The organism is Streptomyces sp. NPDC047525 (assembly GCF_040643025.1).
GTDB classification, from domain to species: domain Bacteria; phylum Actinomycetota; class Actinomycetes; order Streptomycetales; family Streptomycetaceae; genus Streptomyces; species Streptomyces durmitorensis.
The window spans coordinates 17,367-29,603 of record NZ_JBEYTL010000003.1 but is presented as its reverse complement, the minus strand read 5'-3'; the positions used below and the strand labels follow the sequence as shown (position 1 = coordinate 29,603).

Annotated in this window: 11 protein-coding genes; 9 read left to right on the top strand and 2 right to left on the bottom strand. The window is 70.8% G+C overall.

The genetic code is table 11. The features are described 5' to 3' along the window. Positions 1–176: 176 nt before the first annotated feature. From ABZ833_RS09165 to ABZ833_RS09140, 6 genes are all read left to right on the top strand, one after another. Positions 177–1,310, top strand: a complete 1,134-nt coding sequence (locus tag ABZ833_RS09165; protein ID WP_361043262.1) for an ROK family transcriptional regulator — start codon at positions 177–179, stop codon at positions 1,308–1,310. 66 nt (positions 1,311–1,376) lie between these two features. Further along, positions 1,377–2,630 carry a sugar ABC transporter substrate-binding protein gene (locus ABZ833_RS09160; RefSeq protein ID WP_361043259.1) on the top strand — a complete coding sequence of 418 codons (1,254 nt, stop codon included), beginning with the start codon at positions 1,377–1,379 and terminating at the stop codon, positions 2,628–2,630. After that, the gene (locus ABZ833_RS09155; protein ID WP_361043256.1) at positions 2,627–3,574 is read left to right on the top strand and encodes a sugar ABC transporter permease; all 948 of its coding nucleotides are present in this window, start codon (positions 2,627–2,629) and stop codon (positions 3,572–3,574) included. Before ABZ833_RS09160 ends, ABZ833_RS09155 begins: the two co-directional genes overlap by 4 nt. A gap of 19 nt (positions 3,575–3,593) precedes the next feature. Beyond that, a complete protein-coding gene (locus ABZ833_RS09150; protein ID WP_361043253.1) occupies positions 3,594–4,481 on the top strand; it encodes a carbohydrate ABC transporter permease in 888 nt (295 codons plus the stop codon). A 75-nt stretch (positions 4,482–4,556) separates the two neighbouring features. Beyond that, on the top strand, positions 4,557–5,591 hold the full coding sequence (locus tag ABZ833_RS09145; RefSeq protein ID WP_361043250.1) for a Gfo/Idh/MocA family oxidoreductase: 1,035 nt from the start codon (positions 4,557–4,559) through the stop codon (positions 5,589–5,591). After that, on the top strand, positions 5,588–6,598 hold the full coding sequence (locus ABZ833_RS09140; protein ID WP_361043247.1) for a Gfo/Idh/MocA family oxidoreductase: 1,011 nt from the start codon (positions 5,588–5,590) through the stop codon (positions 6,596–6,598). Before ABZ833_RS09145 ends, ABZ833_RS09140 begins: the two co-directional genes overlap by 4 nt. Positions 6,599–6,631: 33 nt before the next feature. Here the strand turns inward: ABZ833_RS09140 and ABZ833_RS09135 are convergent, their stop codons facing one another. Beyond that, positions 6,632–7,978, bottom strand: coding sequence for a CAP domain-containing protein (locus ABZ833_RS09135; RefSeq protein ID WP_361043244.1), 1,347 nt, complete (start codon positions 7,976–7,978; stop codon positions 6,632–6,634). 179 nt (positions 7,979–8,157) lie between these two features. Between ABZ833_RS09135 and ABZ833_RS09130 the strand changes: the two genes are divergently transcribed. Beyond that, entirely contained in the window at positions 8,158–9,519 is a 1,362-nt protein-coding gene (locus tag ABZ833_RS09130; protein ID WP_361043241.1) for a radical SAM protein, read from the top strand. 13 nt (positions 9,520–9,532) lie between these two features. Here the strand turns inward: ABZ833_RS09130 and ABZ833_RS09125 are convergent, their stop codons facing one another. Further along, positions 9,533–10,147 carry a TetR/AcrR family transcriptional regulator gene (locus tag ABZ833_RS09125; RefSeq protein WP_361043238.1) on the bottom strand — a complete coding sequence of 205 codons (615 nt, stop codon included), beginning with the start codon at positions 10,145–10,147 and terminating at the stop codon, positions 9,533–9,535. A gap of 83 nt (positions 10,148–10,230) precedes the next feature. On the opposite strand from ABZ833_RS09125, the gene ABZ833_RS09120 reads away from it, so the two are divergent. Together ABZ833_RS09120 and ABZ833_RS09115 are read left to right on the top strand one after the other, a co-directional pair. Further along, the gene (locus ABZ833_RS09120) at positions 10,231–11,289 is read left to right on the top strand and encodes a saccharopine dehydrogenase NADP-binding domain-containing protein (RefSeq protein WP_361043235.1); all 1,059 of its coding nucleotides are present in this window, start codon (positions 10,231–10,233) and stop codon (positions 11,287–11,289) included. Next, positions 11,286–12,185: an NAD(P)H-binding protein gene (locus ABZ833_RS09115; protein ID WP_361043233.1), complete on the top strand. Its 900-nt coding sequence runs from the start codon at positions 11,286–11,288 to the stop codon at positions 12,183–12,185. Before ABZ833_RS09120 ends, ABZ833_RS09115 begins: the two co-directional genes overlap by 4 nt. Positions 12,186–12,237 lie beyond the last annotated feature (52 nt).

Genomic DNA, 12,237 nt, shown 5'->3' with positions numbered 1-12,237 from the left:
GGTCGTGCACGGAGTTAACCCGGGTGTTTCCTGACGGGTCATCAGGATGAAGGGGCAGTGCGAAGGGGGTTCCCCGTCGCCCTTGGATATGCAAGTCTCCTCCTAAATCTCCGGGAGCAGCCGTTGACCCACTGGTCAACAGGGCTGCCCTGACCTCGACATGGGGTGAAGAAGTGTTGCGGAACGGGACACGGGGGCACGATCTCGCCTCGCTGCGCCGGCTGAACACCACCGTCGTGCTGCGCGCCCTGCACCACCGCAGCCCGCAGACCCTCGCGGAGCTCGCCGCGGGCACCGGGCTCTCCCGGCCCACCGTGGAAGCCGCCGTCGAGGAGCTGACCGCGCACGGCTGGGCGGGGGAGGCCGAGCGTGACGACGGGGAGCGCGCGCCGGGTCGCCCGGCGCGGCGGTTCCGCTTCCGGGTGGAGGCGGGCCGTGTCGTGGGCGCCGACATCGGCCTGCACAAGATGGTGCTCCTGCTCGCCGATCTCGGCGGGACGGTGCTCGCCGTGCGGCGCGAGGACATCGACCCGGAGCTGGGCGGGGCTGGGCGGCTCGACCTTCTCCGCAAAGGGCTCGAAGCCTTTCTGGACGCGCACTCCGTGCGGCGCGACGACATCCTCGCCCGCTGCGTCGGCGTACCCGGCGTCGTGGACGCGGGCGGCACCATCACCTCCCACGTCATCCCCGAGTGGTCCGGCGTCGACCTCGGGCGGCTCCTCGCCGACGGGGAGCCGGGCCACACCCTCGTCGAGAACGACGTGAACCTCGCCGTGCTCGCCGAGCGCTGGCAGGGCGCGGCCACCCTCGCCGGTGACGTCGTCTGCGTCCTGACCGGACACCGCGTGGCGTGCAGCCTCACCATCGGCGGGCGGCTGCACCGGGGCAGGCGCGGCGGCGCGGGCGAGCTGGGACTTCTTCCGCTGCTCGGCATGAACACCGCGCAGGACGCGCTCAGTTGGAAGGGCGCCCGGCGTACCGGCGAGTCCGAGGTGGCCGCCCTCGCGCGCGCCGCGGACACCGGGGACCCGCGTGCCCTCGCGGCCGTCGCCGACTTCGCCGACCGCATCTCGCCGGGCATCGCCGCCCTCGCCCTCGCCGTCGACCCGGAGCTCGTGGTGCTCACCGGCGGCGCGACCCCGCTCGGCGGCCATCTCGTGCCGCTGATCGAGGACAGGCTGCGACCGCTGACCCTGCACGTCCCGCGCATCGCGCTGAGCACGCTCGGCGAGCAGGGCGTCGCGATCGGCGCCGTACGCAAGGCACTTGACCAGGTCGAATCCGATCTCCTGACGGATTCGGCGTCGTAGGAAAGCTCCAGGGCGGCTCCGGACAGCACCGGGGCGCCCGTGGAAGAGCCGGAAGCGGAGGCGCGCATGCGCAGGAGGACTCTGCTGTACGGAGCTATGGCGGCGCCGCTGCTCGCCGCCTGCTCCGGCCAGAGCGAAGGCAAGGAGAGCGGTGGCAGGACCACCCTCTCGTACGGGGTGTGGGACGTGGCCCAAGTGCCGGGCCTCCAGAAGGTGATCGACGCCTTCGAGAAGGAGAACCCCGGCATATCCGTGCGCATGGAGCTCACGCCGTGGTCGAGCTACTGGACCACCCTGAAGACCGCGATGCGCGGCGGCACGGCCCCCGACGTGTTCTGGATGAACGCCGTCAACCTGCAGCTCTACGCCTCGAACGGCGTCCTTGAACCCCTGAGCGGACACATCAAGAGCGACGTGACCCCCGTGGACCGCCACCCCGATGCGCTCGTGAAGATCTACGCCCATCAGGGCACGCAGTACGGCATTCCCAAGGACTTCGACACCATCGGCCTCTGGTACAACAAGGCGCTCTTCGACAAGGCGGGCATCAAGTACCCGGACACGACCTGGACATGGGACGACGTGCGCGACGCCGCCGCGGAACTCACCGATCCGCGCGAGCGGGTGCACGGCATGGCCGCCGAGATGGACCGCCAGGCCCAGCTCTACCCGGCCATCCACGGAGCGGGCGGCTACGTCCTCAAGGACGGGAAGTCCGGCTTCGGCGACGAGCGCTCCATCGAGGGCCTGCGCTACTGGACCGACATGATCGACCGCGGCTGGTCTCCGCCGCAGAGCGCGATGGTCGAGTCCAAGGCACGCAACCGCTTCTGGTCGGAGAAGGCCGCCATGGTCTACGAGATATCCGCGTTCTCAGGGCAGTATCACGCCGTTCCCGCGATCAAGGACCACGGTGGAGTCACCGTCCTGCCCAAGGGCCGCGAGCGCGCCACCGTCATCCACGGTCTCGCCAACGTCATCTCCGCCAAGAGCCGCAAGAAAGAGGCCGCCTGGAAATTCGTCCACTTCATGGCGGGCCACAAGGCCGCCGAGATCCAGGCGTCGGCGGGCATCACCATCTCCTCGTACGAGGGGACGCAGGACGCCTGGTTCAAGTCGATGCCCCAGTTCGACCTGAAGTGCTTCGTCGACATGCTGGAGTACGCCGTGCCGTACCCGAGCTCGAAGAACACCGCGGTCTGGGAGAACCTCCAATACCCGCTCCTGGGCGCCGCGTTCAGCGGCAAGGGCGGCATCGAGAGCGCGGCCCGCACGCTGGGCGAGCAGATGGACCGAGCCCTGAAGGGGGAGCGCGCATGATGAGTGTCTTTCCCTCCACGGCAGCGGCGAAGAAAGCGAGCCGCAGCAAACCGGCGGCGAATTCCGCACCCAAGTCCCGCAACCAGAAAGCCGCATACCTCTTCGTCGCGCCGCTCGGCATCGGCTTCGCCGTCTTCTACTTCTGGCCGCTCCTGCAGACCTTCTTCTACAGCTTCACCGAGTTCGGGGCGTTCGGCGGCAACACCTGGGTCGGCACCGACAATTACGTCCGCGTCCTGAAGGACGTCACCGTCTGGCAGGCGCTCGGCAACACGCTGATCTACTGCGTCATCGGACTGCTCGCCCTGCCACTCGCCATCGGCGTCGCCGCGCTGCTCAACCGGCGCGGACTGCGCGGTGTCGCGGTCTACCGCGCGCTGTACTTCATCCCGTTCGTGACGCTGCCCGTCGCCGTCGGCCTGGTCTGGAACTGGCTCTACAACGGCGACTACGGACTGATCAACGAAGTCTTCGAGTGGTTCGGCGCCGACCGCCGCTACTGGGTCTCCGACCCCTCGACCGCCGTGTACGCGATCGGCACCGTCATGGTCTGGTCGACCACCGGCTACTACTTGATCATCTTCATGGCGGGCATCAAGGGCATCCCGCAGGACTACTACGAAGCCGCCGAGCTCGACGGCGCGGGGCCGCTGCGCCGCTTCTTCACGATCACGCTGCCGCTGCTCAGCCCGACGATCTTCTTCGCGTCCATCATCTGCATGATCAACTCGCTGCAGACCTTCGACCTGATCTACATCATGATGGCGGAGAAGAACCCGGCCATCGGCGACACCCAGTCGGTGGTGAGCCTCTTCTACAAATGGGCCTTCATCGAGAACGCCCAGGGCGCCGCCGCCGCGCTCGCTTTCCTGCTCATGCTGATCATCGCGGCGCTGACGCTGGTGCAGTTCAGGCTGCAGAAGAGGTGGGTGCACTATGCGTGAGTCCTCAGTGAGCCCTTCGGTGAGCTCCTCAGCGAGCCCTTCAGCGAGCCCTTCAGCGAGCCCTTCGGCAGGGCCCTCCGCCCGTCGACGGTTCAACGCCGGTTCGGTCGCCACCCACGCGGCGCTCTCGCTCGGCGCCCTGGTGATGGTCTTCCCCTTCCTGTGGCAGCTGCTCACCGCCGCCAAGTCCCTTGCCGAGACGGCGAAAGTGCCACCGACCTTCCTGCCCGACACCTGGAACTGGTCCAGCTTCGAAGAGGTCTTCACCGCCTTGCCGTTCCGGGAGATGCTGTTCAACAGCGTCTTCAACACCGTGGGACGCACGGTCGGGCAGCTGGTGTTCTGCTCGCTCGCCGCCTACGCCTTCGCGCGCATGCAATTCCGGGGCCGCAACGTCCTGTTCGCGCTCTTCCTCTCCGTGCTGATGGTGCCCAGCTCGCTGCTCGTCCTGCCGCAGTACGACATCATCCAGCGGCTCGGCCTGCTCAACTCGGCACCCGCGCTGTTCCTGCCGGGCATGTTCAGCGCGTTCGGGACCTTCATGCTGCGGCAGTTCTTCCTCACGCTCCCCAAGGAGCTCGAGGAGGCCGCGCGGATCGACGGCGCGGGTCCGTTCCGGATCTTCTGGTCGATCATGCTGCCCCTTGTGCGGCCCGCGCTCGCCGCGCTCGCCGTCATCACCGCGATGTGGTCGTGGAACGACCTCCTGTGGCCGCTGATCGTCAACACCGACCCCCAGAAGATGCCGATCAGCGCGGGACTGACCTCGCTGGAGGGGCAGTTCGAGACCAACTACCCCGTCATGATGGCTGGTTCGCTCATCGCGAGCCTGCCCATGCTCATCGTCTACGTCTTCCTGCAGCGGCACTTCGTGCAGAGCGTCGCGCTCTCCGGATCCAAGAGCTGACCTGCTGACCCCACGTCAAGAAGCCGATCCCCTTTTCAGGAACCAGGAAAGGTAACTCCCTTCATGCGACCGCTCATGCGACCGCTTCACATCGGCCTGATCGGCGCGGGCGGCATCGCCCGCGCCCATCTCCCCGGCTGGCTCGAACTGGGTGCGCGCGTCAGCGTGTACACCGTGGACGGCTCGGCTCAGAAGCTCGCCGCCGAGTACGCGGGACACGAGGTCGCCGCGTCGGCGAGCCTCGACGCACTGCTCGCCGACTGCACGGCCGTCGACATCTGCACGCCCACCCCCACCCACAAGGAGCTCGCCCTGGCGGCCGTCGCCGCGGGCCGGCACGCCATCTGCGAGAAGCCCCTCGCGCTCACCACCTCCGACGCTGAGGAGATCGCGGCAGCCGCCGAAGCGGCGGGCGTCCGGCTGCACCCCGCCCACGTCGTGCGGTACTTCCCGGCATACGCGGCGATGCAACAGGCAGTCGAGCGAGGCGAGTTGGGTGACCTCGCGGTGCTGCGGTTCACGCGCGGCGGCGCGCGCCCGCAGTGGGCGCCCTGGTTCGGTGACCCCGGCAAGTCCGGCGGCGTCATCATGGACCTGATGGTGCACGACATCGACATCGCCCGCTGGATCGCCGGTGACGTGGTCCGCGTGCACGCGCAGACGCGCGGCGTCGAGCACGCCACGGGCGGCCCGGAGGCCGAGGTCGTCTCGGCGACCGCCGTCCTCACCCACGCCTCCGGCACGATCAGCCACATCACCGGCCTCTGGGGCCTGCCGGACCAGCAGTTCCGCACGACGTTCCGGATCGCGGGCGGCGACGGGCTGCTGCGGCACGACTCCACGTCAGTGCCGGGCTACCGGATCACCGCGCAAGGGGTGCGCGCGGCCAACGAAGGCATCCCGTCGAGCCCGATGTCAAAGAGCCCCTACCTGGCCGAGCTGCGGGAGTTCGCGGCTTCGTGGGAGGAGGGCGGCGGCGAGCCGCGGGTGAGCGCGCGGGACGGGATCGAGGCGGTGCGGATCGCCGAGGCCGCGGTGGAGTCGAGCCGTACGGGCCGGGCGATCGAGATCGGGACGGATGCCACGATCACCAAGGAGGTCACGCGATGAAGGTCGCCGTGCTGTCGTTCGCCCATGTCCACGCGGCCGGATATCTGCGGCTCCTCTCCCGCATGCCGGGTGTCGAGGTCATCGGCAGCGACCCGGACACCGGGTCGGCCGCGCCCGGCGAGGTACGGGGGCGCGCCTTCGCCGAGGAGATGGGGGTCGCGTACGCGGATTCGTACGACGAGGTCTTCGCCTGGGGCCCGGACGCGGTGATCGTCTGCTCCGAGAACGCGCGCCACCGCCCGCTGGTCGAGCTCGCCGCGTCCCGTGGCGTGGATGTCCTGTGCGAGAAGCCGCTGGCCACGACGGTCGCGGACGGCGAGGCGATGCTCGCGGCCTGCCGGGCGGCCGGGGTGCGGCTCGCGGTCGCCTTCCCGGTCCGCTTCAGCCCCGCCTACGCGGCGGTCAAGGCGGCCGTCGCGTCGGGTGAGACGGGCCGGGTCCTGACCGTGTCCGGCGCGAACAACGGCTCCATGCCCGCCTCGCGGCGCTGGTTCGCCGATCCCGAACTCGCGGGCGGCGGCGCCCTGATGGACCACACGGTCCACGTCGCCGACCTCCTGGACGACCTCTTCGGCGATGCCCGCCCCGTCGACGTGTACGCGCAGACGAACAACCGCATGTACGAGGGCGAGGTCGACGCCGAGACGAGCGGCCTGGTCACCGTGACCTACGACAACGGCTCGGTGGCCACGATCGACTGCAGCTGGTCGCACCCGCGCTCGCACCACTCCTGGGGCGGGCTCGAACTGACGGTGGTCGGCGAGCGGGCCACCCTGGAGATGGACGCCTTCGACCAGTCGGTCCACGGCTACAGCGAACGCCGCCGGCAGGGGCTCGAACTGCCCTTCGGCGCCGATCTGGACGAGCGGATGCTGCGGGCGTTCCTCCACGGGCCCGAGAAGGGCGGCATGGACGTCGCGGACGGCGAGGGCGGGCTGCGGACGCTGAAGATCGTGGCGGCGGGCTATGCGTCGGCCCGGAGCGGGGAGCCGGTGGCGGTGGGCTGAGGCATCGGGGGCGCGGCGCGGGCTCCGCGGCGGTCAGCCGCCGAAGAGCTGCGTCCAGTACGTCCCCGCCGAGCCGCCGCCCGCGAAGCCGACGCCGAGGTGGGTGAAGGAGGGCTTGAGGATGTTGGCCCGGTGGCCGGGGCTGTTCATCCAGCCGTCCACCACCTCGGCGGGTGTGCGCTGCCCGCAGGCGATGTTCTCGCCGATCGCGCGGTGCGTGCTGCCCGCGGCGGACGCGCGGTGCCAGGGTTCGCCGCCGTCGGGCGAGGTGTGGGCGTAGAAGGCGCGGGCGATCATGTCCGCGCTGTGGCCCTGCGCCGCCACGGTCAGGAGCGGATCGGCGGAGAGGGGACGGAGACCGGCCGCCGTCCGCTCGGCGTTGGTGAGACGGAGCACGGCGGACCCCCACTCCGCGAGCCCCTGCGGGCTGAACGGGGTGGCCCACAGCGCCGTCCAGTAGACGTCGCCGGAGCGCGCGTCGGTGGTGTGGGCCACGCCGACCTGCGAGTACGCACGGCTGAGCACCGTACGCCGTGACTGCTCGCCGGAGAGGCAGTACTCCACGAAGTCGGCGGGTGTGCGCGGCCCGGAGACCAGATGCTCGCCGACGGCCAGGTACGCGTACCCGCCCGCGACGACGCGCTGGTAGAGCGAGGTGCCGTCCGCGTGCTCCGAGCTGAGGACGGCCCGCGCCGCCATCCCGGCGGCGTGCGCGCTCGCGGCGGCCGTCAGCCGGGCGTCGAGGGTGACGGGTGGCGCGCCCACCGACGCCCGCGCGGCGTTGACCAGCGGGAGGAAGCCGTCGGGGCCGGTCGCGGGCGGGCCGGTCGGCGCGGTCGTCGGAGCTGTCATCGGCGCGCCAAGGGGCGGCCCGGCAGCGCCCGGCGGCTGCGTGGCCTCGTCCTCCGCCACGTCCACCCCGAAGTCCCGCGCCACCCCCGCGAGCCCGTCCGCGTACCCCTGACCGAGTGCCCGCAGCTTCCACCCCTGGCCCCGGCGGTAGATCTCCGCGAGCAGCAGCACCGTCTCGCGGTCGGGGCGCGGCGGTGTGAAGTGGGCCACTGGACGGCCGCCGGGACCGTGCACCTGGAGGGCGATGGCGGGCAGCCGGCCCAGGGGAGTGCCCGGCACGGCGGGGCTGACGGCCACGGTGACGCGGCTCGCACCGGGGCGCAGGCGCCGCCCGTCGACCGTGACCGTGTCGCCCTGGAGCCGGGCGCCGGAGGTGGCGGGCTGGTTGTAGAAGACGAAGTCGCCGTCGCCCGCGACCTTCCCGCTGTCGTCCGTGACGATCACGGACAGGTCGAAGGGGCCGGGCACCCGGAGGGTGACGGCCCCGTCCGGCAGCGGCACGTTCCCCCCGGCAACCAGCTCGTTCATGCAAGGACAACGCGAGGCCGGGCCCGCGAGGTTCCCGGCGGGAGGCCGCGGCGGGCAGGCACCGCCGCAAGGCTGAGGGCGGCTGGGACCGGAGGCGGATCCGCGCCCCGAAAGGCGCGTATTAGCGTAGGGGTCACGGGAAAGTACAATTCACCGACAGGATCCGAGGTGCCCGGCAGATGGCAAGCCGCAGCGAGAGCCGTACCCAGCTCGTCGAGGGACTCATGGAGCGGTTCCCGCAGGTGCCGCGAGAGGCGGTGATCAAGGAGGACCTGCTCAGGGGAGGGATGGCGTTCGACGAGTCCGCGCTCAGCGACAACGAGGGCGGTGAGGTCAAGCCGAAGTCGTACTTCATCTTCTCCTTCGACCACAGCACCCTGCCCGAGCTCGGCGCCGCCGCCCTGCGCCGCCCGCCCGAGGAGATCGTCCTCACCGGCGGCCCGTACGACCTGCGCCGCACGGTCGTCTCGGTCCGCGTGAACCCCTCGTCGCCGTACCGCGTGGCCGCCGACGACAACGGCGTGCTCGGCCTCTACCTGGACGGCGTCCGGATCTCCGACGTGGGCCTGCCGCCGATGCCGGACTACTACCGGCACACGCTGGAGAACGGCAAGTCCGTCATGGAGGTGGCGCCCACCATCCAATGGGGCTACCTCATCTACCTGACGGTCTTCCGGGTCTGCCAGTACTTCGGCGCCAAGGAGGAGTGCGGGTACTGCGACATCAACCACAACTGGCGCCAGCAGAAGGCGGCGGGCCGCCCCTACACGGGCGTGAAGCCGATGGACGAGGTCCTCGAGGCCCTCGCCATCATCGACAAGTACGACACCGCGAAGGCCTCCACCGCGTACACGCTCACCGGCGGCGCCATCACCTCGCAGCTCCAGGGCAAGGACGAGGCCGACTTCTACGGCCAGTACGCGAAGGCCATCGAGGAGCGCTTCCCAGGCCGCTGGATCGGCAAGGTCGTCGCGCAGGCGCTGCCCAAGGCGGACGTGCAGCGCTTCCACGACTACGGCGTGCGGATCTACCACCCGAACTACGAGGTGTGGGACCCCTACCTCTTCGAGCGGTACTGCCCCGGCAAGGAGCGCTACGTGGGCCGGGACGAGTGGCACCGCCGCATCCTGGACTCCGCGGAGGTCTTCGGGCCGCGCAACGTCATCCCGAACTTCGTGGCGGGCGTGGAGATGGCGGAGCCCTTCGGGTTCAAGACGGTCGGCGAGGCCATCGACTCCACCGTCGAGGGGCTGCAGTACTTCATGTCGCGCGGCATCACGCCTCGCTTCACCACGTGGTGCCCGGAGCCCACGACACCGCTCGGCAAGGCCAACCCCCAGGGCGCCCCGCTGGAGTACCACGTCCGTCTTCTTGAGGCGTACCGCGCGACGATGGAGGCCAACGGCCTGACGTCGCCGCCCGGTTACGGGCCCGCGGGTCCGGGACGCGCGGTGTTCTCCGTCTCCTCCTTCATGGACAGCCTGGCCCCCGAGGAGTCGGCCGAGGCAGCCGGGGAAACCGGCAGGGAGGCGGTGGTCTAGGGCCCGTGCGGCCCTAGGGGGCGGCCAGCGCGGAGAGCAGTCGTTCGGCCTCCGCCGTCACCGAGGTGAGGGCGGAGGCGGGGTCGGGCGAGCGGGCCAGGAGCATGCCCGCCTCGCACAGCGCGCCGAACATCATCTGGCAGCGCACGTCCAGATCGCCCTCGCCGATGTGTCCTGCGGCCGCAGCCGCACGCATGCCGCCGGTCAACACCCGCAGCGTATGGGCGTATTCGATCTCGCGGACGGTCTCCCAGCCCAGGACCGCGGGCGCGTCGAGCAGCACGATCCGACGGAATCCGGGGTCGAGGCAGTGCTCGAGGAAGCGGCGGCAGCCGCGCCGCAGCGCGGACCAGGCGTCGGGCTCCTCGGCCGCCGCGCGCTCCAACTCCGCCGCCATCTCCTCCTGTTCGCGGACGAACACCGCGTGGAAGAGGGCGGCCTTGCCCTCGAAGTGGTGGTAGGCCGCGCCCTTGGTGACCCCGGCGTCGGCCGCCACGGCGACGATCGAGGTCGTCGCGTACCCGTCCCTGCCGAAGAGCCGCTGCGCCGCGGTGATCAGCTGCGCGGTCGTCGCGTCGGAGCGTTCCGCCTGTGTACGGCGGGCAGTTGGGCGCGCGGGCGGGATCACGGGTCGGCTCCTCTTGACGGACATACTCAGGGTACGTAGGTTCCGCACCAGTTGCATACCTTCGGTATGGAAGCGAGTTGAGCATGACAAAGCCGCTCTTCGCCATCTACGGAGCCTATGGCCACACCGGACGGCTCGTCGCCGCCGAACTCCTGGCCAGAGAGGCGGAGTTGCTCCTGGTCGGCCGCGATGCCGCGGCGTTGCGCGCACTGGCCGACGAACTCGACGCGGGGGAGCGTGTACAGACCCGTACCGCCTCCGTGGACGACGCGGCGGCCCTGCGTGAGGTGATGACGGCGGCCGACGTCCTCATCCAGTGCGCGGGCCCCTTCGCCGTCACCGGCGCACCCGTCGCCACCGCCGCGGCGGAAGCCGGCTGCCACTACGTCGATCACGCCCTCGAACCCCACCACGTGAAGGCTGTCTTCGACACCGCGCAGGCCACGGCGCAGCGCACCGGAGCCGTCATGATCCCCGGTGTCAGCTTCTACGGAGGCCTCGGCGACCTCCTGGCGGGCGCGGTGTCGGACGGCATCGCGGGCGTCGACCGGATCGTTGTCGCCTACGCCGTGAACGGCTGGCGCCTGACCACCGGCGCCAAGAACACCGCGACCCACCTCCTGGCCGAGACCGAGCGCCTCACCTTCAGCGACGGCGCCCTGCACGCGGGCTACGTCGAACCCCGCAACGCCGTCTTCCCCTTCCCGCCGCCGCTCGGCCCGCGCACGATGATCGCGCCGTTCCCGTCCTTCGAGACCGTGACGGTGCCGCGCCATGTCCCCGTCCGCAACATCGACTTGATGCTCAGTACCAGCGCCTTCGAGGCGACGGACGCCTTCGCGAGCGAGCACATCGGCGCCGCCGAACGGGCGGGCACCGACTTCACCGTCGCCGTCCAGGCGATGTGGGAAGGAGGCGCCGCGGCAGGGCAGTTGACCGGCCACGACCTGTGGCGGGCCGGAGCGCTGGCCTCGGTGGAGGCGGCGGTGCGGATCGCGGAGGGCAGGGGGCCGACGAAGACGGGGGTCCTCGCGCCCGGTGAGGCCTTCGGCGCGGAGGAGTTCCTGAGGGAGCTGGAGCGGCAGGGCGCGTTCACGCTCACGCTGCGGCGCGGAGAAGACGGAGGGGGTGAACAGCGATGAGCACGATGCAGTCGAACGAACCGGTCCTGGTCACCGGAGCGGCGGGGGGACAGCAGGGCTCCACCGGCCGTCATGTGGTGCGGCTGCTCCTGGAACGGGGGCAGGCGGTACGAGCCTTCGTGCGCACCGACGACGAACGCGCCGCCGTGCTGCGGCAGATGGGCGCTGAGGTGGTCGTCGGCGACCTCCGCGAGATCACGGACGTGCTCGCGGCCGTGCGGGGCGTGCGGCGCGCCTTCTTCACGTACCCGGTGACCGACGGCCTGCTGGAGGCGACCGGCGCCTTCGCGGCGGCGGCCCGGCGCGAGGGCCTGGAGCGCGTCGTCGAGGTGTCCCAGCTGGCGGCGGCGCCGGACGCGGGCACGCCTCGGATGCGGCAGCACTGGGTCGCCGAGCAGGTCTTCGACTGGGCGGGGGTCGGGGCGGTGCATCTGCGTGCCGGGGTCTTCTTCGAGAACCTGGACTTCCTGGTCCGGGCGGGCGGCGGCCGCGAGCTGGTGATGCCGCTCGGCTCCCTGGACACGGTGCTTCCGCTGATCGCGGGGGAGGACGTGGCGCGGGTGGCAGCGGGCCTGCTGGCAGCCCCGACGCCCGAGTGCTCCGATCCCGTGGTGCTCCTGACGGGGCAGGTGCTGACGGTCGGCGAGGTGGTGGAGACGTTCGGCGGCGGCCTGAAGTACGTGGACACGTCGCCGGAGGAGTGGCGGGAACGGGCGATGTCCCTGTACGGGGACGCGCACGTGGTGGCCCACCTGGACAAACTCTGGGAACTGTTCCGCCTGATCGGCGCGCACCACGAGCTCTATCAGGTGACGGAGGCGATCGAGCGGTTCGGGGGGAGGGAGCCGGGGACGCTGGCGGAGTTCGTACGGGGGTTCAGCCCGTCCGGCGTTTGAGGACGAACTCGGCGGAGCCGGTGACAGAGGGCAACCGAGGCCCCCGCGCCGG